The sequence below is a fragment of the Pseudomonas sp. RT4P38 genome, assembly GCF_054897765.1.
Genome location: NZ_CM142703.1, coordinates 1,017,282 through 1,040,587 on the forward strand (window position 1 = coordinate 1,017,282; position 23,306 = coordinate 1,040,587).

General features: G+C 55.2%; 23 protein-coding genes and 1 pseudogene. 4 read left to right on the forward strand and 20 right to left on the reverse strand.

Going from position 1 to position 23,306, the window contains the following annotated elements:
- Window positions 1-36: 36 nt before the first annotated feature.
- The 20 genes and pseudogenes from rimJ to ACYZT7_RS04685 all read right to left on the reverse strand — a co-directional run bounded on the left by rimJ (window position 37) and on the right by ACYZT7_RS04685 (window position 21,143).
- Window positions 37-624 (reverse strand): ribosomal protein S5-alanine N-acetyltransferase, encoded by a 588-nt coding sequence (gene rimJ / locus ACYZT7_RS04590; protein ID WP_462040120.1) that lies wholly within the window; start codon window positions 622-624, stop codon window positions 37-39.
- A gap of 57 nt (window positions 625-681) precedes the next feature.
- A complete protein-coding gene (locus ACYZT7_RS04595; protein ID WP_462040121.1) occupies window positions 682-1,704 on the reverse strand; it encodes a sensor histidine kinase in 1,023 nt (340 codons plus the stop codon).
- 9 nt (window positions 1,705-1,713) lie between these two features.
- The gene (locus tag ACYZT7_RS04600; RefSeq protein ID WP_462040122.1) at window positions 1,714-3,174 is read right to left on the reverse strand and encodes an ATPase domain-containing protein; all 1,461 of its coding nucleotides are present in this window, start codon (window positions 3,172-3,174) and stop codon (window positions 1,714-1,716) included.
- On the reverse strand, window positions 3,171-3,605 hold the full coding sequence (locus tag ACYZT7_RS04605; protein WP_462040123.1) for a hypothetical protein: 435 nt from the start codon (window positions 3,603-3,605) through the stop codon (window positions 3,171-3,173). Before ACYZT7_RS04605 ends, ACYZT7_RS04600 begins: the two co-directional genes overlap by 4 nt.
- 295 nt (window positions 3,606-3,900) lie before the next feature.
- Window positions 3,901-5,307, reverse strand: coding sequence for a DUF2252 domain-containing protein (locus ACYZT7_RS04610; RefSeq protein WP_462040124.1), 1,407 nt, complete (start codon window positions 5,305-5,307; stop codon window positions 3,901-3,903).
- A 627-nt stretch (window positions 5,308-5,934) separates the two neighbouring features.
- Window positions 5,935-7,803, reverse strand: coding sequence for a DNA/RNA helicase domain-containing protein (locus ACYZT7_RS04615; protein ID WP_223526438.1), 1,869 nt, complete (start codon window positions 7,801-7,803; stop codon window positions 5,935-5,937).
- Window positions 7,804-7,827: 24 nt separating this feature from the next.
- Window positions 7,828-8,211 (reverse strand): nucleotide pyrophosphohydrolase, encoded by a 384-nt coding sequence (locus tag ACYZT7_RS04620; protein ID WP_462041739.1) that lies wholly within the window; start codon window positions 8,209-8,211, stop codon window positions 7,828-7,830.
- 516 nt (window positions 8,212-8,727) lie between these two features.
- Entirely contained in the window at window positions 8,728-9,801 is a 1,074-nt protein-coding gene (locus ACYZT7_RS04625) for a DUF6575 domain-containing protein (protein ID WP_462040125.1), read from the reverse strand.
- An 816-nt stretch (window positions 9,802-10,617) separates the two neighbouring features.
- Entirely contained in the window at window positions 10,618-11,487 is an 870-nt protein-coding gene (locus ACYZT7_RS04630; RefSeq protein ID WP_462040126.1) for an HNH endonuclease, read from the reverse strand.
- Between the two features lie 273 nt (window positions 11,488-11,760).
- A complete protein-coding gene (locus ACYZT7_RS04635; protein WP_462040127.1) occupies window positions 11,761-12,738 on the reverse strand; it encodes an IS5 family transposase in 978 nt (325 codons plus the stop codon).
- A gap of 390 nt (window positions 12,739-13,128) precedes the next feature.
- A complete protein-coding gene (locus tag ACYZT7_RS04640; RefSeq protein WP_223526441.1) occupies window positions 13,129-13,404 on the reverse strand; it encodes a hypothetical protein in 276 nt (91 codons plus the stop codon).
- On the reverse strand, window positions 13,401-14,381 hold the full coding sequence (locus ACYZT7_RS04645) for an integrase domain-containing protein (RefSeq protein ID WP_462041740.1): 981 nt from the start codon (window positions 14,379-14,381) through the stop codon (window positions 13,401-13,403). Before ACYZT7_RS04645 ends, ACYZT7_RS04640 begins: the two co-directional genes overlap by 4 nt.
- 948 nt (window positions 14,382-15,329) lie before the next feature.
- On the reverse strand, window positions 15,330-16,586 hold the full coding sequence (locus tag ACYZT7_RS04650) for an integrase domain-containing protein (protein ID WP_462040128.1): 1,257 nt from the start codon (window positions 16,584-16,586) through the stop codon (window positions 15,330-15,332).
- 269 nt (window positions 16,587-16,855) lie between these two features.
- On the reverse strand, window positions 16,856-17,476 hold the full coding sequence (locus ACYZT7_RS04655; RefSeq protein ID WP_462040129.1) for a hypothetical protein: 621 nt from the start codon (window positions 17,474-17,476) through the stop codon (window positions 16,856-16,858).
- Window positions 17,473-18,666, reverse strand: a complete 1,194-nt coding sequence (locus tag ACYZT7_RS04660) for an Arm DNA-binding domain-containing protein (protein WP_462040130.1) — start codon at window positions 18,664-18,666, stop codon at window positions 17,473-17,475. The genes ACYZT7_RS04655 and ACYZT7_RS04660 overlap by 4 nt, the downstream gene beginning before the upstream one ends.
- A gap of 159 nt (window positions 18,667-18,825) precedes the next feature.
- Window positions 18,826-19,203 (reverse strand): hypothetical protein, encoded by a 378-nt coding sequence (locus ACYZT7_RS04665; protein WP_462040131.1) that lies wholly within the window; start codon window positions 19,201-19,203, stop codon window positions 18,826-18,828.
- Complete coding sequence (locus ACYZT7_RS04670) at window positions 19,196-19,339, reverse strand: hypothetical protein (protein ID WP_462040132.1); 144 nt, start codon at window positions 19,337-19,339, stop codon at window positions 19,196-19,198. Before ACYZT7_RS04670 ends, ACYZT7_RS04665 begins: the two co-directional genes overlap by 8 nt.
- 260 nt (window positions 19,340-19,599) lie before the next feature.
- A pseudogene (gene csrA / locus ACYZT7_RS04675) lies at window positions 19,600-19,758 on the reverse strand (carbon storage regulator CsrA); the annotation flags it as partial.
- Window positions 19,759-19,836: 78 nt separating this feature from the next.
- Window positions 19,837-20,214, reverse strand: coding sequence for a LuxR C-terminal-related transcriptional regulator (locus tag ACYZT7_RS04680; protein ID WP_462040133.1), 378 nt, complete (start codon window positions 20,212-20,214; stop codon window positions 19,837-19,839).
- A 149-nt stretch (window positions 20,215-20,363) separates the two neighbouring features.
- Window positions 20,364-21,143, reverse strand: coding sequence for an XRE family transcriptional regulator (locus ACYZT7_RS04685; RefSeq protein ID WP_462040134.1), 780 nt, complete (start codon window positions 21,141-21,143; stop codon window positions 20,364-20,366).
- An 86-nt stretch (window positions 21,144-21,229) separates the two neighbouring features.
- Here ACYZT7_RS04685 and ACYZT7_RS04690 point away from each other — a divergent pair, with 86 nt between their 5' ends.
- The 4 genes from ACYZT7_RS04690 (at window position 21,230) to ACYZT7_RS04705 (ending at window position 22,773) form a co-directional block, all read left to right on the forward strand.
- Window positions 21,230-21,523: a Cro/CI family transcriptional regulator gene (locus tag ACYZT7_RS04690; protein WP_462040135.1), complete on the forward strand. Its 294-nt coding sequence runs from the start codon at window positions 21,230-21,232 to the stop codon at window positions 21,521-21,523.
- A 370-nt stretch (window positions 21,524-21,893) separates the two neighbouring features.
- Window positions 21,894-22,214, forward strand: a complete 321-nt coding sequence (locus ACYZT7_RS04695; RefSeq protein ID WP_462040136.1) for a DUF3077 domain-containing protein — start codon at window positions 21,894-21,896, stop codon at window positions 22,212-22,214.
- Window positions 22,211-22,510, forward strand: coding sequence for a hypothetical protein (locus ACYZT7_RS04700; RefSeq protein ID WP_462040137.1), 300 nt, complete (start codon window positions 22,211-22,213; stop codon window positions 22,508-22,510). Before ACYZT7_RS04695 ends, ACYZT7_RS04700 begins: the two co-directional genes overlap by 4 nt.
- On the forward strand, window positions 22,507-22,773 hold the full coding sequence (locus ACYZT7_RS04705) for a hypothetical protein (protein ID WP_462040138.1): 267 nt from the start codon (window positions 22,507-22,509) through the stop codon (window positions 22,771-22,773). The genes ACYZT7_RS04700 and ACYZT7_RS04705 overlap by 4 nt, the downstream gene beginning before the upstream one ends.
- Window positions 22,774-23,306: the final 533 nt, after the last annotated feature.

Genomic DNA, 23,306 nt, shown 5'->3' on the forward strand with positions numbered 1-23,306 from the left:
CAAACAAGGGAACGGGAAGCTTGAGCAGGCGATGTATTACGAGAGACGTCTGGACCAGCGCTGTTCCGGTGCTTCAAAGCGATCATTGATCAACGCCGTCAACACATGATCCTGCCAGCGCCCGGCGATACTCAGGTAGGCCTTGGCGTAGCCCTCGCGTTCAAATCCCAGACGCTCCAGCAGTCGCGCACTGCGTTCGTTGCCAGGGATGTAATTGGCCATGACCCGGTGCAATTTCTGCTCATCGAACATGTAGCCGATTCCCGCTTCCAGTGCTTCCTGCATCAAGCCCTGGCCCTGATGAGATTCGTCGATGTGGTAACCGAGATAGCAGGCCTGAAACGCCCCGCGAGTGATGCCGCTGAAGTTGCAGGCGCCGATCATCTGGCCGTTGTCCGGATCCAGCAGCGCGAAATGCACCGCCAGGCCGGCCTGGAAAGCACTGGCTTGCACCTCAAGGCGCGGGCGGATGTGTTCAGGGCTGTGGTAATCGGCGGGGCGAATCGGCGACCACCGGGCGAGATGCCTCTGGTTGCGCCGGTAGAAGTCGCTTTCCAGCGTCGCCTGTTCGGGGTCGAGCACCGCCAGCGTCAAGCGTTTACAGGGCAGGGACAACAGCGGCATAGGGCGCTCCGGTTCGCGGGGATCGTCGCGCAAGCATTACGTGGCCGGCGGAAAAACTCAAACCGCCAGCGGTAACGTCACGATAAAGGTGCTGCCCTTGCCGTCACCGTCGCTCATGCCGATGACCGTGCCGCCATGGGCTTCGACCAGCTCGCGAACCACTGTCAGGCCAATACCAAGGCCCGCACCGTTGAAGCCGACCGCGTGAACGTCCTGCACAAACGGCTCGAAGATAAACGGCAGGGTCTTGGCGGAAATACCGATGCCGTCATCGCAAATGCGCATCTGCAGCACGTCGGCTTCAGCGCTCACCGACAGCGTGACATTGCCGCCCGATGGCGTGTATTTGGTCGCGTTACCCAGCAGGTTGCCGAGAATCTGCGTGAGGCGTACCGGGTCACCCTCCACCGCCAACGCGCACTCGGGCAATTCAGCGGTGAAGTGCAAATGGTGAGCAGTCATCACCGGGCTGCACACGTCGATGGCCTGATGGATGATCTGCACCATGTCCACGATTTGGCAATCGAGGCGCAACTTGCCGGTGCTGGCGCGGGAGACGTCGAGCAAATCGTCTACCAGTCGCGACATGTGTTGCACCTGGTTTTCGATCAGTGCCTGCATGCGCGGCAGTTCCTCGCTCGGGACGCGCACCAGTCGTCCGGCGATCATGCTGATGGGCGTCAGCGGATTGCGCAGTTCGTGAGCCACCAGGGTGAGGATGCTGCGTTGTTGTTCCAGGGTATGTTCGGCTGAGGCTTGCAGGTCTTGCGCGCTGAGGGCCGCGATCACCAATTGCGCATTGGCTTCACGCATCTCCAGGAACAGCCGTTGTTCTTCTTGCGTGCGTTTTGGTTTTTCTGCATCGGACTGCGCCAGCAAAATCGCCAGCACCAGTTGCTGATTGGCCTCGATCAGTTGCTCGACCTGCTGGCTATCGACCAGCCGGGTGTTGGCTTCGCTCAGTTCTTTTTGCAGCGCCGCCAGCACCGCCCGTGCCTCAACAGTTTTCTGGCCGAGCAGGAAAAGTTCGCGAGCGGCAGTGGCCTTCGCTTCCTCGCTCTTGCTATCGGCCGTGCTCATGACCTTGACTCACGCATTGTCTTTTCCGGGGCGTTGCCGGGTTGGCCGACCGCCGAGTAAGCCTTCCTGGTCCGGCAACATCTCGCCGATCTGCAAACCATTATTGTCGATGCGGTAAAGCCGTAACTCATCGGAGTGGGCGCTGGCCCGCACCTTGACCACGGCCATGATGCGCAGCAAACGGCTCTGCACTTCAATGTAGCGCTGAACGATGATTGCGTCGGTGAGAAATGCCGTGCCGTAAGGGCTGAAGCGCAGGTCGGTGTAGCGGTCTTCCAGCTCTGAGGTCATCAACACGCTGACCCCGGCGCTCGTCAACGCAGTGACCATGCGCGACAGCGACTCGCGATAGTCTTCGCGGAAGGTCGGCGCGAGCGCCAGTTCAAAACCTGACAGCGAATCGATGACCACGCGGGTCGCTTTCAATCGGGTGATTTCGCTCAATAGCAAATGCACGATTTCGTCGATGGAGAGGTCCGGGGCGCGGCTGTCCACCAGACCGACCTGTCCGCTCTCGATCAGGGCCGAAAGGGTGGCGTTCTGGGAGTGATTAGGCCGTTGTTCAAACACCGCGATCACACCGGTTTCACCATTGCGCGCGCCCTCGGCGAGGAAGGTCCCCGCCAGAATGCTTTTACCCGAGCCCGACGGCCCGGCCACCAGCAAGGAATAACCACGGGGCAGGCCGCCGCCAAGCATCTCGTCGAGCTGTGGCACGCCCATTTTCAGGCGCTTGATGGGGAGCTCCAGCGGAGCTTCAACCGGGTTGAGTGCCGCAGGTGCAAAGACCTTGATCCCCGACGTCGAGATGCGGAAGGTGTGCAGCCCTGGCAGCGTCGGCTGGCCGCGCATCTTCATGATTTCCATCTTGCGCACCATGGAGTTGCGCTGAACGCTCTGGCGCAGCCAGATGAGGCCGTCGGCCACGGTGAAAATCGGGTTGGTGTCGGTTTCGGTGAAATATTCGCCAATCAGGAAGGTCGTCGCCTGCCAGGTGGTCATCAACATGCCCAGTTGCTGAACGAACTGCGGCAGGTTGTTGTTGGGGTTGTCCTGGGTCTGGCTGGCCAGCACCACCGAACGGAACGAGTCGACAAACACCAGTGACGGGGAGTGGGCCTCCACCTCGCTGACGATGCGCCGCAGCACTTCGTCCAGATTCCCGGCCAGGGTGTCGTCCGCCAGGTTGATGTAGCGGATCGACTGGTTGATCGCTTCGCTGTCGAAAAAATCGAATTGCTGCTGATAGCGCAGCATCTTCAGCGGCGGCTCGCCCAGTACGGTAAAGAACAGCGCAGGGCGCTTGGGCGTCGCCAGGGCGAACATCATTTGATGCGCCAGGGTGGTTTTGCCACAGCCAGGCGGGCCGGCGATCAGGTTGAACGAAAACTCCGGCAATCCACCGCCCAGCACCTCGTCCAGTCCTGGCACGCCGGTGGCCAGACGGTTGATAGTCACTTTGGTGCTCATGGCGAATTTTCCTGCGAAGGGGTGTCGCTCAAAGAAGGTTCCCACATGTCACGAAGCAAACGTTCGGTGAGCGAGGGCCCGATGAGCGTGGTCAGCAGCTCGTAAATGGTAGTCAGCAACACTTCACCGAAAAACAGCGCATCGGCGTCGCTTTGCTCAACCATTACGGACTTGAGGGCAGTCAAATCCATGCCGGATGGCACTCTGTCATAGGTGCGGGCCAGACGCGGATGAGTGGAGGCGCACAGGTGGAGGCTGCGGCGATAAAGTGCTGCAACCCCTTGGTGGCCGATGATGGGCGTGAGGGCTACATCCATATCCCGCAAGGTTGAAATGATCGCTTGGGCGATCCTTGCGATGTCAGCGTTGGGGCCAACACGGTGCGCCAGAGAAGCTACGATCTGGCGGCTCTCTTCGCTCTGCGTGGACATGGCTAACTGATATCTGGTGGACAGAGCTTGATGGTACACCCTATGGGGGCGTTGGGAGTGATTTGCGTCAGAGGATTGCGGGAGGGCCTGAACCCCGGCTCTGTCGGGTGCATGGTTCATTTGTATCGTTTGAAACTCTCGTATGAAACAAACAGCAGGCAAAAAAAAGCCCGCGGGAGGGCGGGCAAATCGTAGTTTCTTGAATGAGCGAGCGCAATGTACCCGTTGGTGAGAGGTTGTGGGGTGAAGAAAAATTCATGTCGATGAGTCCACCGCTTCACGCTCTGAAACACGCCTAAGGCAAATGATCAGCCGCAAAGTCCGCTTCCGAGCGCGCCCGCAAACGTCCCTTGCGGCAGGCCTGCTGGAATTGTTCGAAGTCGCGCTCATTCTGCGCGGTGTAGCTTTGCGCGTACTTGAATAGCGCGTCGGCCAGCGCATCGCCCTTGCCGATGTAGCCGCTGATCTGCGCGGCGTGGCCGGACGATTTGGCATGGGCGCGGGCCAGAGCGCGGCCACAAACGCGTCCGTAGGCGGCGAAGGTGTCCGCGTCGAACGTCTCGAGTTCAGCCGAGACTTTCATGTCGCGCAACTGACGCACATAGAAGTGTCGACCGCTGGGACCGGTTGTCCAGCCGAGAAACAGGTCACTGGCCGCTTGCATCAGCCGCTGTCCATCGACCACGCGCTGACCGTTATGCCGCACACGGGACTTGGTCTTCACGTAACCGGCAAGCACCGAGCGACGTGCCTCCTTGAATTGCAGGAACAGCGGGTTTTCCTGGTCATCGGTCAGCAGCGCGACCAGGCAACGAGTGCCGACACTGCCCACACCGACCACCTTGAACGCCATGTCGTGGGCATGAAAACGCGACAACAGCTCGCGACGGTCGGCTTGCAGCGTGCCGGGATAGTCGCGCATGAACGCGTCGTAAAGCGGTCGCCAGTCCGACAGGCGCAGCCAGTCGTCGTCGGCATCCAGCAGTGTGGTGTTTTTGTGTAAATGGAAAATTTCCGGCAGATCATCGCGAATGGTCAGGCGGCCCTGTGCATCACGCTCGCAGATTTTTGGCAGCAACTCGGCGTGAGTGCGCTGTTCTGCTTTCTCGATAGCTCGCTCTAAATGCTCCAGGGTCGCTTTGCTCGCTTGTTGGCGCAGGTCGTTGTAACTGATGGATTCGTACCAGGTTTTCAGGGTGCTTTGTTCGGCGCACTCGAGCATGGTCTGTTGGTAGGCGCCGACCACCTGGCGGCAGACCGTTTCTTCGACCGTGTCGCCATGGCGCAGATCGCGCGCTGCCACCACGAAACTTGCCACCAGCCGTTTCAAGTCCCACTCCCAAGGCCCGGGATGGGCTTCGTCGAAATCGGCGACGCTGAACAGCAGATTGCGTTCCGGTGTTGCGAAACCGCCGAAGTTCATCAGGTGACTGTCGCCGCAGATGGGTGAAACCAGGCCCATGCAGGGTGTTCCGGCCAAGTCGTGAGCGTGCAGTAGCGCATTGCCGCGATAGAAGGTGAACGGCGACACCAACATGCGCCCGTGCCGCAACTCGACCAGCGACTTGATCCGGCCTTCACTGGACGATTTGATCAGCGGCAGCGGGTCACGATTTATCTTCCCCATGGACGCCTGCGAACCGCGGGAGCAGTTCTTGCGAGCGTCCTTGCCTTGCTTCAAGCGGTCTTTGAGGGTGGTCATGGGGGCTCGTTTGGTGGGTGTTTTTCGGATGTTCAGAGATAAGTGTAGAAGGGCTTCGTGTCTTCATCCGAAGTGTTTGGGCTTTGAGCGTGAGGGCGAAAAAAGGCGGCTGCGATAGTCTCGTCAGCTGCCTTTTTTATTGGAGGGTGCAGCATCGACTTCCGATGCTCGTTTCGTTAGACCGCCGAAACTTGCATCTGCGCCGCCCAACCATGCGGCGACAGTGGCTCTGTGGCCGCTGGGTATTTTTGCATTGGTAGGGCTGGTCTCTTCGCGGACAAGCCCGCTCCCACAGGGGGGGTGGAGGGGCATGGATTGTCGAACCCCAGATGCAGCGAAACCCGCACTGGGCGGGCTTCGTTGGTGTTTCAAGTGGTGGGCCGGGGTAATCTGAAACAAGTCGGTATCTATCTGTTTTTTTTGGTTAATAATCTATTGGTCAACTTGCTTGGAATACCAGTTGGAACGCTACGTGGTCTGGATTCCGATGGACGGTGCTTTTTGAGCTCTGCCCCCAAAAACGAATCGGGATCGAATCTATCAAGCAAATGGTCGCCCTGTTGATTGTGGCCTCTGCGCGTACGATGTCCCCACTCGCAGGTACAGGGCTCCTAGCAAACGATACCGTCAATGATTGCTGTGTTGGCTAAGCCGACTCTCGAAGTATTGCGCAGTCTCTTTGTCGGTGCAGTACAGGTAGCAACCCTTCATCCCGCGTGTCATCAGGGTTCGGTATGTATTTTTGATGATCAGGTCTGTTTCTTTTTTCGCCAGGGTAGGTTGCTCTTTCATCATTTTTTTCCAGCCGCGAATCGATTTATCGTGCTTGTCGCGCTCATCCGGGGATGTCACTACTTTGCCGTCACGGACGACTAGGTCTGGCCCGATGATCACTCCGATGTAGTCGACTTCCAAACCTTGGCAGGTATGAATACAGCCAACCTGCTCAATGGAGTTCTCAGCGATGATCCATAGGCTGCCATCCTGATCCAGGTTCCATTGGCGTTTGTAGTCACCAATGACGATATCAGCAGCGGTGGAGTCTTTCTTGCTCAGCCAAGGCCAGCAATAGCCCGCGACCACACGAGCTTTGTTTCCGTGGTTTTTCTCGTTGATTGCTTCATGCATCGCCTGAGGTGAGTCGAACACCTTAAACTCGTACTCTTGAGTCTCAAGCGTCGGATTTGCCGTCGAGCGAATGCCTAGCGTGTCATCCAGCCATGCTAGGTAACCGTCAGAACCACTGCAGCGAAACTGCGAAGAAAGCACGTGTTCTTCAACCACAGCACCCTTGGCTTTTGCAAAGGCGCGTATCGCCTGCTTGCTGCCGATATCGCTCAAGGTTACACGCTGGTCTTCATCAATGAAGAAAATTGAGCATTTCGCTGAATCAATCAGCTCCTTGATCTGGTTTTCCCCAAGGTTTCCATAAAGCCCGCTTTTCTCATTCAGCCGGTGAGCTTCGTCCACGATAAGCGCATCGAATGTGTTGGGCTCAGTGTCGATGAATGCCCCAGAGCCTGAAAAGAAATTCGAGAAATGGCTGCGCTTGATGGTGCCAACCAGTTTGCTCTCGTAGACCTTACGCGGGGCTGCGTTCTTGGAGACGTATTTGCTCATCAGCTTCAATTCGGTGAGCCTCACCAGCAGATTGATAGCCAGAACGGTCTTCCCGGTGCCCGGTCCACCTTCAATGATCATCACCTTGGGGGCTTGGTCCGAGGCCTCGCTTGCCGCCGCCAGCGCCGACTCAAAAATTGCTTTCTGATCGTCAATCAATACGAACTCGGGTTTGCCTTTCATCAACCCACCGAGGGCTTCGGCTAGCGCCTTGGACGGGCGAATTTTTCCTTCGGACAGCTCGTAAAGAACCTCTTTGTTGTCGCCATGACTTATATGCTTTTTCAGAAAGCTTCTGAGTTTACTGAGCTCTTCCGGGCCTTTCAGAAACAGCGGAGCCTTGCTGATGTGGGGCTCGTAGTGAGCTGAATCTATAACGCCGTCGCTGACGTAGTTATGGAGGTAGGCACACGGACGGATTTCGATGCTTTTGTCATACACCGCCTCGTTGAAGCCTTCCAGCAGCGCTGCATATGACCATACCTGATAGGACGGGTGAATGGTCTCAATGAGGCCGCCACCCAACGCCGTTTTGACGATGGCATCCTTGGTTGTGGCGTTGGCCTTACTCCATTGCTTCAATTCGATCAGTACGGCTTTTTTTGCCTGGTTTTCGTCGCGACCGGTGAGTAGAAAGTCGATTCGCTTCGACGACTGCGGAATGTGCAATTCAATGGCCAAGCCTGCGTTGCTTGGCAGGCCCTCATCTCTAAGGACCTTGGCCATGTACGTCAGGGATCCTTGCCACGACCTGATTTCCGAGGTGCCAACGTTCTTGCCGGTAGCTTCCTTGTAATGCCTGAGGATCACCTCCTCGATGTCATCGTTATCGTTGTCTTTAAGAAATTGCTGTTTGGTCGCAGCGTAAACGATCACGGGTTGTCCTTAGATTCGGGGTGGTCAAAGTCGGTCGTACTTTTTGCTGTTGCTTTTGGCTTTATCCACGGGGTACTTCTGGCCATTCGAGGCGAGTTTCCGTGTCACCGCCTCGTTGAGGTCAATGCCGAGTACGCTGCTCAGGCGAACCAGGTACATCAATACGTCCGCCAATTCGTCCTTAACGGCTTGGCCGATTTCGGGATCTGTTGCGGCGGAGATCGAATCGGCATCGCTCATCCATTGGAAAATCTCGCACAGCTCTCCTACCTCGCCAGTGAGAGCCAGGATGAGATTTTTGGGGGAGTGGAACTGCTGCCAGTCGCGATCATCTGCGAACCGCTGAAGGGATGCGGCAAGCATCACTACGTCAACCAGTGGCGCGGATGAGCTGTCTGAGTCACTCACGGAGTTGTCTCTTGGGCATCGGTGGAAGAAATGTGTAGGAAATCCGGCCTTGGATTGTAAGAGTTTTTGCTGCTTTCGCAGATTTTTTTGTGTTTTTTCTCTCATGTTGGCTGCCGGCCGGATTGCTTGCCGGTGTTCGCTATCTGCATTGAGCGTGGCAGCCATTCGTGCTTGCAAGATAGGTGGGCGATCCAATTATGGTGATCGACAGCAAACGACCCAAAACTATGATTGGTAGAGGGCCGCTTTCAACCCAGGCTGTGTGAAAACCCCAACCAGAAATTGAAGAGCGCGCTTGTGCGTGAAATCTGAAATTGCTCGGCTGGTTTGTGAGATCGGATTTTGGATAGAAGCGCGGTTTTCAGCCCTATTTTTGGTAGTCGCTACGCTCACAAACGTTTTCACACAGCCTGAACCCAAAGCTGCCATCACGAATTCAGGGTCTAAACTGCCACGTAGACAACTCAAGCCTAACGCGGCAGCATAGCTTTCGAACTTTCGTTTATTCTATGTATTCTAGTCGGAAGCTCCGACAATTCGGGACTTACCTAGAAATAGGTTGCCATCTACCAAGTAAGGTCTTAGCTTTTTAAGCCTGCGATAATAAGCAAGTAAAACGCGCAATTGATGTAGGGTGTCGACATTCAGATAATCAAAGCTACTTCGATAATCATCCCACTTCATCAAGTTAAAGAAGAAGTCTACAAACTCTTTCAGGCGGGTCAGGATTTCAGGGGCGAGAGTGGCCGACATTGCCCTTTCGTCATCAAATCCGGATATTTTGTTATCTTTGAAATATCGGTAAACGGTCGAATAATACTGCTCCAACGCCACGAAAGAAGTTTCATCAAAAATCTGATGGGCGGATGTTTCAATCCTGCGAGCAAGATCAGACAACAAGTTGAGCTTGATGTGTCCTGGAGAGGCAAACTGAATCTCTGATACTTTCGCTCTGTGAATAGATGGTGTTACGGAATTTAATCCAGTGAAGAGGTGGACCGCACTGAACCCCCCAGTCCAACTGCCTGCAAGTTTACTCAAAGCACCGTGTACTGCTGGGCGATCAAGATGCTCCAGCCCATAGTGAAATGAATAAAGCTGCTGATATATCTTAGGGATTAGTGAAAAATCATCTATGTACAGCTCGCCATCCAAACCAAGAAAATAAGACTCTGTGATCTCCTCAGCCAACTTTTCCGCCGCTGGAGTTGCTATCTCAGGAGTCAGGTACGAGTCAATTTCAGGTAAATACGCCTCTGGTAGCTTGTCCCAGTTTGTACGAAGAAAGCCACTGCGCTTTGCGGATATACCGGTATGAAATATAACTATCCACTCAGACTCTACATATATATCCCTTAGTGTTATCTGTTGCTCCAGATAATCTCGAAGAGACTTTCGGCTCACTGGTATAATGCACCAGCGATTACGAATTTCAGTACAGTCGAGCCAAGCGTACAACAAGTCATTGCCGGACTCGCTTTTATACAGGCTCAATAATGGGCCTTCAAACTCAATCAGATCAGCATTCCACTGATGCTTGGAGAGAGTTCGAGCATCTATTTTTTGACCTTCAATGCGGAGAAAACTCATGGAATTGCTCGCACTGTGGACACGTTATTATGAACGTTGCCCGTAGTGTACGGGTGAAAGTCAAAATGGCCGTAACGATCCGCTGCAGTACAGGCTCCGTCATTGGGTGTAATTAACAAATTGGCTACATGTCCACCAAACACCTTACGTGCCATGCGAAAGCTTTTTTGAACGCTTTGGAAAGCACTTACGCTTTGGGCATACGACATATGCATAGATAGGCCCCAGCAGGAGCACTTCTCGACTGGGTCAGAGGCCCGAAGCAAGCGAGGAGGGTTTCGAACGGCCACCGGAGCGAAACACTGCGTACTAACGGGATTTGCTACCCACCGCCACGCATCCCGTTGAATCGGAGATGTCCCTGCTGGTGGACATTGATATCCATTCGCAGACAGCTGCGCGAGCTGGGCGCTATACGTGTAAGACATAAAGTTCCTTTTTATGGTTCGGTGGCCCGAAATTTAAGGCATTACGCCATCATTTCATACCGGTAGCATTTCCGAAAGTAACAATGGCCTCGGACACGCCGCTCGCCGACGACTGGCAAGCTAAAGGTTGAATCACCCTAGGTTTGATAGACACAGGTGAGCGGTTGCTTTTGGCCGTTCTCTGCTGAGCATGATTACAAAGCGTGCTGGTCAAATCCGATGCAATCTATGGTCAGGTCAAATGCAACCGGCTGGTTAAGTGGAGTGCAAATTCGCAGTAGCTTGCGCTTTAGCCAAAGTCGGCGGGCCGGCCGGTAGTGACCCTAGTTCGACGTCAGCCCCCTGCGCGCGCATGGCACTGCGGCGCTCAGGGTGGTCACGGACGGGGTCACTCTTGATTAAACTTGAGCCTGAACTCTAGCGCAGCCTGGCTAGGGTGGTCTGATTCGATTTCAGGAAGGGTCAGAAGTTGTCCTTCCAGGGATGCGTACTCGCTGTTTTTCAGCCGATCCGAAATTCGAATCGACAAATTTTCTGGCTCGACCCAGAGCATCCCCAAATCGAACAAGGTGTGAATATCCGCTCGTAGTAACAGGCCGTTAGAGACCACGTCAGTCTGGTCTCCCAGGTAGGGATGGATATGTGCTGCCTCAAGTACTGGCTCGACCTCACATTTCGTCATGGCGCAACGCCCCTTGTAAGCTTTTAGCAGCAGTTTCCTAAATCGAGTTTGGCCGCGTCGCCGAACGATTGAGGCGAGAGTCCGCTCGCGTGCGTCCCTGACGTCGGAGGGGTTGAACGCGCCTTGGGCGTCTTCCTTTCGCTCAATTTCCTTCAGGTCGGTATCAATGCTCTCGGTGCGTTTGCGTTTTAAAACGAAGGCGGTGGGCCCCGAGCCCGAATCGCTTTCGTAAGAGAAAGCGCCCTCGTATCGGAAACCTGCGCCGGAGTGCTCGTATTTTTCACGGCGATAGAAGACCAGTAGTTCCAGCCCACGGTCCTTGTGCTCGCGAACTAAGTGGTCTGTTCGCCCCATGAGCTGCCCCTGCATACCCAGAATGTCGCCCGTAAGAGAATCAACGTATTGGGTCCGGTCAGATGTCTTCTGCTCGGTCACAAATAGCCAAACCGAGTCGTATCCCTTGGGTCGAAAAATGCCGTTGTTGAGGGTGGCGTCTTTGATGTCGAAAAGTTGTCTGAGATCTTTCCTTGTGTAGATAACATCAGGTTTGAGCCGCTCAGATGATAAGTTTCCCATATGGCTTCCAGTTCCTTTGATTGATCATAAATAGTCGGACACAAGAGTGGCGGTAGTTTGTGTGTGGTGCCAACGAGAAGTTGATATTGGGAACTGCAGGCGGAAATACTGAATTATATAGCCTGCTAGGGAAGGTCTGAAGTACCCACCGATTTTTCATACCCTCGCTACTTGAGGCTCAAAAATCATAAGTCGGTCGAAAATCAGACCTTTCTTGCCCTTAATTCATGGTTCTTTCCTCGGATCGCGCTGTTTCAGGGCGATCAGCCTGCATTACAGACGCACCTCGCCCATACCCATCAACCGTTTTCGCACCATCCACAAGTTCGACAAAGCGAACAACGTTGTCTGCTGCGCGATGTTTTTCGACAAACCACGAAAGCGCACTTTCGTATAACCAAACTGGCGCTTGATCACGCGAAACGGATGCTCAACCTTGGCCCGCACCTGCGCTTTCGCGTATTCGATCTTGCGTCGCATGCGCCCGATCAGACTCTTTTTTTCGTGCTTTTTATAGCTGCTTGGCCGGGCGGCAATCGACCAGATCATCTTGCGATCCTGATGCTCGGGACGTTTGTCCACGCCGGTGAAACCGGCGTCGCCACACACGTAAGTTTCCTCACCGTGCAGCAACTGATCGACCTGCGTCACGTCCGCCACATTGGCCGCAGTGCCCACCAGGCTATGCACCAAGCCGGATTCGGCATCGACGCCGATGTGCGCTTTCATACCAAAAAAATACTGATTCCCTTTCTTGGTTTGGTGCATTTCGGGATCGCGTTTACTGTCCTTGTTCTTGGTCGAACTCGGCGCGTGAATGATCGTCGCATCGACCACCGTGCCGTGACGCAACAGCAGGCCCCGGTCGCCCAGATAGCCATTGATGACCTGCAAAATCCCGCCTGCCAACTCATGTTTTTCCAATAAACGGCGGAAGTTGAGGATCGTGGTTTCATCGGGAATCCGATCCAAATTCAAGCCCGCGAACTGGCGCAGAATCGTCGTTTCATATAGTGATTCTTCCATCGCCGGATCGCTGTAGCCGAACCAGTTCTGCATCAAATGAACGCGCAACATGGCCATCAACGGATACGCCGGACGGCCCCCTTCGCCCTTTGGATAATGCGGCTCGATCAAAGTAACCAAGCCCTTCCAGGGCACGACCTGATCCATCTCGATCAGGAAGCGCTCGCGGCGGGTCTGCTTACGTTTGCCGGCGTACTCGGCATCGGCGAAGGACATCTGTTTCATCGGGACTCAACCATCGTGTTCGTGTCAGGCGGGTATTTCACCAGATTTGGAAGTCTTCTTCAGAGTTTCCCTAGGCATTGGCGAAGGCCCCCTAGGTGACAAATTTAACAGTGCACGTAGACATGGCCTTGCTTGTCTACTGACTGCATTTGGCCGATTCTGTTGAAAAAGTCGGCCCTGGTTTCCTCGGCAGAAAAGCACGCGCGTGAGATTGAAATCTTAACTTTGAGCAGAGGAGTCGGGGCTCAGATTTGGCGTAGCGACGTGCAAAAAAAGCGTTTCAGCGGTCAGCATGGGGCCAGCCTGGAAAAACCGACTTTTTCAACAGAATCGGCCGATAGCTGTCTTCCGCGAAGGGCGGCTATGGGTTGTGGATTCAACCGGTCTCACTCAGAGATTGAAAACCCATGTTTTTTGTAAACGACGAGTGAGCAGCCGCACGGTCAGCAAATAGTAATACCGCGTCGCCTCGCTGCGTCGATTTAGGCGATGCTCAAGAAACCAAGCCACATGCTTTTTCTGCCAAGCCCAAGGCGTCTGTCGCTGCCAGCGCTCTGAGATTTCAGCTTGGATGATTCTCGCCTGCCGCAAATGGCGTTGCCGTGTGGCGTGCGATCCGGTCAGCACGCCAGCTAAGAATAATTCCATATCGGATGGCTTACTCATGTGCGTCCTCCAATGTAGGCAGCGACCACATCGATCCGACCGTGCCCCAGCTCATAGCTGATTTGCCTCCGGGTCTCACGATCAAGGCGCTGATCTAACTGGTAGCATTTACCGCCGTTGATAGGCGCGCGGTGTTGGGTGATTTGCTCGTAGCGGTCACATGCGTACGCCGCTCGTAGTTCATGGAAGCCTTTGAGGTTGTGTCCATGGAGGATGTCCCGCGCTGGGCGGATAATATCCTGCAGAACATTCAGGTAGCTTTCGTGTGGCGCAATCAGGTTGCGGCTACCCTCTGGCGACACCTTCTCTGCATATCCAAGCGCTACTCGAACCGCATCGTTCACCGTAATCCAACGGGGTGCCGAGGCACCGCTTCGACCGCCCTTGGTGCCGTCCTGGATGTTGATCTTGCCGATGTCTCTAGCCTCACGATTTAGTCGTTGCAGGTCAGCCAAGATTGCCTCACGCAAGCGCATGCCGGTAGCTCGTGCCAACAGAATGATCGCGGCGGCCCGTCGCTGATCTCGATTACAAAGCGCGTCGACGATTTGCTTTACTTGTCCGCGGTCTTGGCCCTGTGGCACCGAATGACGAACCCCGGTGCGCTGCATACCCAACGCCTTGCTCGGACTTGGCAGTTTCACATGCTGATCACCGCGAAGCGCTGCCATGGTCCTGTTAACGCTGGATAGCCGGTTGTGTGCGGTGCTGACAGCAAGGTCACCGCGCCTAACCAAGTCGCGCAGATACGTTGCGTATTCCGCCAACATGTCACGATCAATCTGTCGCGCATCATTGATCCTTGGCCCCTGTTCGGAGCGGCACCACTTTACGAATGCCTGCCACCGATCACTGTGTGCCTTGACCGTGCCGTAGTGGCCACCGCCGAACATATCTTTTAGCGCCTGCGGCCCTGCGTAACTCAATTGCCTGCCGTAGCCGAAATTGCGGCCATCGCGTCTACCCACCAATGCCATGTCGGTCACCTCATCTTCCGTTCTTCGATCCTCGCCCCACGTCATCCCGCCAAGAATGCTGAGTGTTATCAGGGATCAAGGCCCCTGCGACCTGTGAGGGTGTCCACTAATGCGGGACTGGCAGCTCCTTACGACCGGGAGCAAGGGCATCTCATGATCTGGCCTCCTGAGCACCGTTACCGGTGGGCGGGTGGAGGTGGCACTGGCTGACGAGACCAGTGCCGCGAGATCCTGAGCCGGGTGAAAGCAGCAATGCGATGACCGGGGCATGCCTGACTGTCAGTCAGGTGCAGTCCATTCCGTGGTCTGCGGCACCATCATCTGCCGCGCTGTTGCTGGTGACATCGGCGTTTGTCACGCCGATTGTCACGAGGGGGATTGCCGCAAAGCCCTGTGCGATCAGGGCTGCAGCAGTGTTAGAAGTGCCCGTCTCTTTCCAGGAGAAAGAGACGGGCACAGGTTGGCGCAAGATTCGGCCAAGCGGATAGCTTGCTGCAGGACAGCGAGGTACGGTGTAGCTGGCGCACTAGGGCCATGAGATTAGAGAGCATCCATCACCGAGTGAGGTGACCGGGCGAGCTGCCGGATGCGAATCGCCTTTAGGGAGAACCACCGCGGGAGCGGCGTGACCTTGAAGGTTCTGGCCACCTGGGGTGCTGTCATCGACAGCGCTTGCACGGCCAGTTCTACGCCTGTGGATACACCCGGTCAAGGGTCGAAACCCACCGCTTCTTTGGACTTTCAGGGCGGTTATCCACCTGTGGAATTCCGTGGTAAGCCCCGGACAACATCGTGGCTTTTAGCTTTTCAAAGTGAGGTCCTTCCAAACAGGGCGGCTTTGCAGCCCTGTTTGGAAGGACCCGCGCTTACAAGCGGATAAACGAGGCTGCTTTCCCTGAATCTTGAGCGCTCAGTTGCTGTCGCCGCCGTTATTGCGCCTGTACAGCGCTAGCGGATCGGCACCACGTTCTTGTCTCTGACTTGGCCGTATGCTGAGGCGAGCAGGCTACCGGTGGCGGCTTTCTGGATGTGCTCACTCCACCAGGCCATCATCGGACGCCGGCGCTCAATGTAGTCGGCGCGGTTGTAGGCGCTCCGCACCTCATCCTTGTCGACGTGCGCCAGTGCGACTTCAATAAGCTCCGGGTCCCACCCATGCTCATTCAAGATGGTGCTCGCCATCGAACGCATGCCGTGGCTGACCAAGCGATCCTGGAAGCCCATACGCTTCAACGCCATGTTGGCAGTTTGGCTATTGGCGTGGGTGCGCGGATTTCTGTCTGCCGGGAAGACGTATTCGCGATGGCCGCTGTGAGACTTGAGTGATTCCAGTAGTGCAACAGCGTGATCACTCAACGGGATGCTGTGTGGACGGCGCTTCTTCATTCGCTCCGGAAGGATGGTCCAGACACGCCTCTCAAAGTCGATGTCTGCCCAGCGAGTAGTTGCCGCCTCGGCAGGGCGAGTCATGGTATGCAACTGCCATTCGATCAGACAGCGGGTCGTGCGTTTGATACTGGCGTTCGCGATCTCCAGCATGAGCTCGGGGAGCTCTTCGGGCGGGAGCGCGGCCATATTTTCTTTCTTGGGCTTCTTGAAAACCGCTCGGATGCCGCTGAGTGGGTTGGCGAAGATCAGGCCTGAGTTCACTCCGTAGGTCATGATCTCGTTTAGCCGCTGGCTAAGACGCTTCACCGTTTCCAGGCTCCCTTTCGCTTCGATCGGACGAAGCAGTTCGATCACCATCGGCGCGGTGATTTTCGCGAGTGGCGTCGTCTTCAAGTCGGGAAGCACATGTAGCGTGAGCGACCGCCAAATGTCTTCAGCGTAGGCCGGCGTGACCGAGTCTTTCTTAAGCTCGAACCAGGCGGCGGCCACGTTCTCGAAGGTGTGTTCCGTTTCTGCGCGCTTGGCTTCATTCAGCGTATTGCGCTGCACCTTCGGATCGATGCCCTGGGCGAGCAGCTCGCGCGCTTCGACTGCCTTCTTTCGTGCGTTCGCCAGTGACAGTTCGGGGTAGGTCCCGAAGCCGATGTTGATGCGCTTTTTGGTGAGCGGTTCGCGGTAGTTGAAATTCCACAGCAACGAGCCGTTGCTGCGTACGCGGAGCTGCAAACCGTCACCGTCGGTGAGGACGTAATCCTTGGACGCGGGTTTGACTCCCTTGAGCTGTCGATCGGAGAGGCGGAGGTTTTGGGCAGGCATGAGATTGTCCTCAGGCACTGATTCGGTATTCCAAAGATTAGCACCGGATGGGCTGGAATACCGTTTGGAATACCCGAATGGCTGGAACTCAAAAAATCTCAGAGGACCGCAAAAGCGCTGGAGGCCGCGTATTTACTGGATCGCAGGCACAAAAAAAGACGTCCTTGGACGTCTTTTTTTGATCATTTGGTGGAGCCGGGGGGATTTGAACCCTCGTCTAACTCTTGAATTACAAGGTTTTCAGCGTTCAACCTGCCATTTTGCTGTCATTAGCCGACAAGGGCGGATATCAGATCATGTAGTTTCGGCTCGTGACAACGCTTGTACCTTTCGCCGCCACCGCATGCACACTGAGCGTTTCTGTTGGCGCCCGCGCTTATAGCGTCGACTAGTAATGTTTTTGCTTGATTGAAATTCGAATAGAGCGTCGCCTCCGGCCCCTCAATCTGTGCACCATCTCTTATTTGCCCAAATCTTAGGTGATTTGCCTCACACAGCCGGATGAAGTCCTTGATCATCCTGTTCTCGCTGGCGGCAACTCGAATGCTGTCGACCCGCCTACCTTGAAAAACGCGGGTATGATCAGGCAAAAAGACGACCTGCTGATCACCATCAAAGGCGGGGGTAATGTCTTGGAGAATGCCATCGGGGGACTTCCACACAGCGTGAAATTCCGCTTCTGTGAAGACTGCTGGCCAGTCCCAAATTAACCATCCATGGACGGCTTCGCCCCCTTCTTTCTCAACCTGAGTAGCCACGTTACTGAAACATTCGCTCACTTGGCTGAACGGTTTTGGTGTCACGTTCAATACGACAGGTTGCTCTGCTGATATTGTCTTGCAGAAATCGAGAATTCGTTGCTGGAGTCCAACTGGAGCGACTGTGTTCATCCCTTCACCTGCCGTTGATTTTTTGAGATGTTGTCGCCCTTCCCGTCGGAAGTCCACATTTGCACGGCTTTTTCACCCGCGACCTGGTCCGGTGTAGGCATCCACCTGCCGTACACCCTGGAGATCATTGTCCAGTCAGTGTGCCCCATCTGTTTGGCCACCCACATAGGATGCTCGCCGGCGGACAACATCATTGAGGCGTAGGTATGCCGGGTCTGGTATGGCCTCCGATACCGGACACCAGCCTTTTTCATCGCCGGCACCCACATCGTTTTCCGGATCGGCCCGTCACCGGCCCATCGCTCGAGTGTTCGCGGGTTCTGGAAGACCTCAGCGTCAGCTAAGAACGTGTGCGCCTTCTGAGCTTTCAGTGCTTCCATGGCGGGCTTGAGCAGCTTGACGCTGCGACGTCCGGCGGCAGTCTTTGTAGTCTCTGCCGTACCTTTGCTGGCCTGGGTCATCGCTCGGCTGACCATCACCTCCTCGCGCAACCAGTCGATATCTCCCCAGTCCAGCGCCACCAGTTCACTGGTGCGCAGACCGGTCCAAAGGGCGAACTGCATCATGTTGCGAGCCTGTCCGGAGAGGGCGCCCAACACGGCGTGTTGCTCTTCAGGACTGAAGGGGTCGACGTCGTCCTCTTTCGGCGGTGCGGACTTGCGTGAATAGGTCCAGCCGGCGAGGGGATTCAGCTCGATCAACTCTTCCTCGGTCGCATCATTGAGGGCGGATCGAAGGCAGCTCTGGATGTTGCTGAGGGTCTTGTTGCCCACCTCAAGCGTGTCTAGCCAGTCCCGCACGGACTTGCGCTTCAGGTCGACCAGCATCGTATCGCCAAGGGCGGGGATTAGGCGCAGCGTGACAAGCTTTCGGTAACCATCGAACGTGCTGCTCGCGATGTGTTTCCGCTTCGCTTCGAGCCACCTGGTCAAAAAGCCGTTCATGGTTTCGCGGGATGCCTCGGGCGCGAACTTCGCTGCCCGGCCAGATCCCGGAAACGTAACTGAGTAGTCGAAGTTGCCGATCGATATCGCATGCTCGATCGCCGCCTTGTGCTGCTCGGCCTTCTTCAGATTAGTGGCGGTGGGCTTGAGCGTGATGCGCTCGCGGCACCGGACGCCCCGATACATGAACGTGATTTCGATACTCGTATCGGAGACCGCCCGAACTCCCCTCCCGCCTCTACCCATGATTCATATCCTTCTACGTCGAGTAGCGTCCGGCCATCCGGCGCCTTGATCCATATCTCACCGAGCCGCCAGATGCCGTCACGGATCTTTGAGCGGATCGCGTCTTCTGTGTAGCCAGATTCGTTGGCAAATTTCCTGACGGTCACATAGCGCATGACTTCACCGTATTTCGTGTCGCGACACGTTTTCATCGCTCACGTTTTGTGTCGCGTCACGGCCATGCGTCACGCGAGCTGGAAATGCCACGCCCTCCCACTTGCCGGCCAAACCACGAATGGAATGACGGTCGACATGTGAACGATGCGGCTTGCTTGCGTACAGGCTGGCGCAGGCCGCGAACTGATCCGCGTCATCCCCAGCCTCAACCAGCACCTGGTGCTCAGTGGTGTTGACCTTGATCCAGCCGTCTTTGGTTTTTCCGTGGTCGCTGGTGCAGCTCAGGATGAATCGCCGACCGCTGTTCTTGGCGCCGGTGGATGACTCGTTCAGGTAGTAGGCGATCGCGCCCTGGCGTACCCGCAGGATTGTTTTAGCCATGGGGCTGTCCCTCTGATTCAGCCGCCACGCGCAGCTTGAAGTTGATCCCGCAGGCCTGGGCGAGCGTCACCAGTTCGCCCACGGTGGTAGATCCTTCTTGCAGGGCATGGCCGAAGCGAATGAGGCGAGCGCCCAAGCTCGCGAACTCATTGCCCGCTCCCACAGGGGTATCTCTTGGAGTGCGCTGGCTCATAGCCGGAACCTCTCTTCTTGTGGGCGTGGGGCCGATGCGACCGCTGGTGTTGGCTCGTCCCTAACGTGACTTGGGGTCACATTTAGATGTGCGAGCGAACTATCGGGCAGGCAGCTGATGCCGGTGTTGTTCACGATCCCGCAGGTGACGCCGCGCTGGCTGTCGTGCTGAACGCTGATGACTTGCTCGACCTGGGCCCCGCTGGCCTGGATTCGCTGATAGATCTCCTCACGGTGGACCTCGACGGCTTCTGGTGCGGCGATACCTAGACGAACCTGCATGCCGCTGACGCCGAGCACCGTGATGCTGATGTCGTCGTTGATGCGGATCGTTTCGCCTGGCTTACGGGTGAGAATCAACATGGTCATGCTCCTTTTTGGATTTCTTCAGGCAAGCCGAGGGCCTGCCGCGTTGTTGGCTTTCGCAAAAATCAGGTTGAGTTAAACGGTCTGTACGCTCTCGATGCGGCGGACGGCCGAGCTGGTTTCGATGCGGCGCTCGCCTGGGCGGCGGATTCGCATTCCGATGTCGTCACCGAAAATGGCGTGGGCGCCGATCATTGCTATTAGGCCGACTGCGATGTGCCGTGCAATTCCTCGACCAAACAACTCTGTTGGAACCGCAGAGCGACTGGTTACACCTAGCTTATAGAACACACGCTCAATGGACTTTTTGACGGTCCCCGGAGCGCAGCCGATCACTCGGGCGATTTCCTTGTTTGCAAGGCCGGAGCAGATGGCCAGCGCTGCACGCATCTCCTGCTCAGCCAGCACTCCAGTCGTACCTTCCAGCTTGCCAAAGTTGATAACCACGCTCATCCGCATCCTGCTCCCGTCGTCGTTTGATAGAGAAAATATAAGCAGATTGATAAAGAGCGTCAAGAAGTATTGTTATATCTAAATTAGTAAGCTTCTGATGACGTAAAAAAACCCGCACTCGGCGGGTTTTGATGGCTGGGGTGGAATGGTCAGAAGAAAGAGGCGCCCCAAAACACGCGACCGATGATTTTAATCCGAGCCTGTTCAATTTCAGACGCAGAGTACGTTTCGTCAGGATGTTCTGCGAGGTTGTAGCTCCGGACCCTAATCCCTCCACCAGGAAGCCTGTAGAGGGCCTTCACCCGGACTTGCCCGCCATGATCAAGTACGTACATTTTCCCATCGGTCACTAGTGTTTGGCCCATGTCCGCTACGACGGAACTCCCGTCATGCAGTACCGGGCTCATTGAGTTTCCGGAGATTGCTGCTGCAACTGCTTTCTCTGCTGATACCCCCTGCTTCTTCAAAATTTCATCGTTGAGCATTAGTGAAGTTCTCGCGCTAATTTCGACCACCGTTTTGCTAGGGTCGTTAGGGTCGTCGAGCTCAATCAGATAAGGGATATCAGTGGCAAAAGAGGAATCGGACGGGGCGATTTTACTGGCAGCTTGGAGCGCTTGAATCCTTTCTCGCAATGCAATATTGAGCGATGCATCGTCTTCATGCTCCCCATCGAATATTTCATCAATCATGGCTGGCCAGAGAGCTTTCGAGTCCTCCGGGGAATGCATATCGCCTTCCCCGGAAGCCAGCCAGACACTGTTCACCGAACACGCCTGAGCTATCTGAATCAGATATGAGGATCTGAGAGTCTTCCCGGATTCGAGCTGGCTGATCGCGGTCTGTGCGATGCCGACTAGTTCGGCTAGCTCAGATTGAGTCAGGTCCGCTTTTTTGCGGGCCAGCTTAATTCGTTCGGATAGGTTCATTCTCTGATCCTATAAAAATGCTTATGGGGTTGCAAAGAAGTTTGCTTCTGTGCAGTCTATAAAAAGACTTATCAGAGGCTGGGGTTGTGGCTAAAAACATAAACTTACTAATTAATTTTTTTGGCAGTCAGTCTCTGACCGGCAAAGCCTTGGGCGTGTCTCAGGCAACCGTCTCTTACTGGCTTTCTGGTTCTCAGAAGGTCAGCCCTGAAAAAGCACTTCTTGCTGAGGTTGCCACTCAAGGCGCTATTAAGGCTTCCTCGCTGTGCGACCTGATTGCTCAGTTCGAAGCTCGCCACAAGGTAGGTGAATCTTCCACTGATTTACCGCGATTCGCATCTGGGCCTGATGGCTCTGTACACGCATCCAGTGCTGGTTAGGGTGGGGGCTGTACAAATGAACAGCCTAAATTATGGGCTTACGCGAATTCTGCGCCTGGCTGAGACTTGGCTTGGCTCTAACACAGCAGGCCGGATAGTGACCAGTGACCAGTAAAGCTACTGAGTTGGGTGGAATTTAAATTCACGATTACGCAACCATAAGCAATAAGCCTTGATCTGGGCCTTCCAATAGGCTCGAGTTTGCCCGTTAGATAAAAAGGAGTTTCCTTGAGCCCGCATAAGTCCTCCCTATTTTTGCTGACCGGCTGACTTTTTTCCGGGCAACAAAAAGCCCGCTTCGTAGGCGGGCTTCTTAACCGACCCCTTGCCGGGGGTCTTTGATACTTCTTCGTCCGTAGGAGACGAATCAATGCACCCAAAAAATAGCATCACGCCACTAAAGCTGCAAGAGGTCCTGCTCACCACTAGGTCGTCATTCCACACCTTTGACAGCACCGACAAATCTATCGGCTTGCTTGAAGTCCGTCCGGGAATGCCTGTCAGCGAAGCGCTCAGCTCCTCGAGTAACCTGCTGGTGGCGGCAACAAGTATCCTCGATCGCCTTCTTGAGGATGGCATGGATGCTAACGAAATCTACGGTATCCGGTTCTTGATCGACTCGGCCAAGGCATTTGTCGACTCCGGAACTCTAGGCGTCGAGTTCGGCAATCTACAGGGCGGTGAAGCATGAGCGCTTCCACTCGTTCGGCGCGCGCAATAGCAGAAGACGCCCTTGATTCGCTAAGGGGCTGTCGTGAAACAACTCAACAACTTGAGGCTCTTTTCAATTCGCTGAAGAAGGGTGCCCAGGGTTATTCGGACACGGCACGCCTTGCTGCGCTGGGCGCGTTTGTCGCCATGGATCATGCCAACAGCATCGACTGCCTGATCGAAGACTGGCACAAAGAACTGGATGCTAGCGGCGCTGCGACACAAAGCGCCCATTTCGAAAATGTGTCGCGCGCTCCTTTCAAGGTGACCTCATGAGCGGTGCTTCGATAGCAACGGCTCGCCTCAAGATTGAGGCTGAGGCCATGAGCAACTCCGGGTATTTCATTGATGCCCTAGCCAAGTTTATCGGGGTGGCCGGAGCCGAAGAGCCAGAGCTCTGCGAAAGGGCGTTAGATGGATACGTAGTGGGTGGTCTTGCCGCAGGTCTTCGGCTCATCGGAGCTGAGTTGATGAGCCGTGGTGACGAATTCGCAACTTTGATCGACCAGGTAGACAAATCAGCCGGGGGCGATCAATGAGTCTGAACCCCCTTCGATTTTGCGGTACACGATATCCGTGTCATCACCGATGGCCAGGACGGGCCTTGGGTTGTGGCCAAAGATGTGGCCGATCTGCTCGATGCGGGTAACTAATGCTATTAGCGCTAAGGTCTTGTAAGTGACAACGTATAATTGCACTTTATGTTGTTAATTACACTTTGAGTGTAAAAGAGGAGCGGGTCATGACCTATTTTTGTGCGCTCTATTCCGTGTCGCGACACGTTTTAGTTAATCGTGTTTTGTGTCGCGACACGTTTTCGCTAATGTGAAAATCGTGACGTACATCCGTGACGTGTATTTCTGCAGCGGCAACCTTCGTTTCATGCTATCGCCGGTTGAGGACCTATATATGGCCTCTAAAGCCCCCGTAGGACGGGCCTATCAGTGGATTCGATGAGCGGTTGATGAGCCTGGATCGATGGTCATCTAGGGGGGCGCAGTTGCTTGTGGGCGTTTATGGAACAAGATGAAACAACGAGTTTTACACTGAAAGTGTACGGGGATAGAAGTTA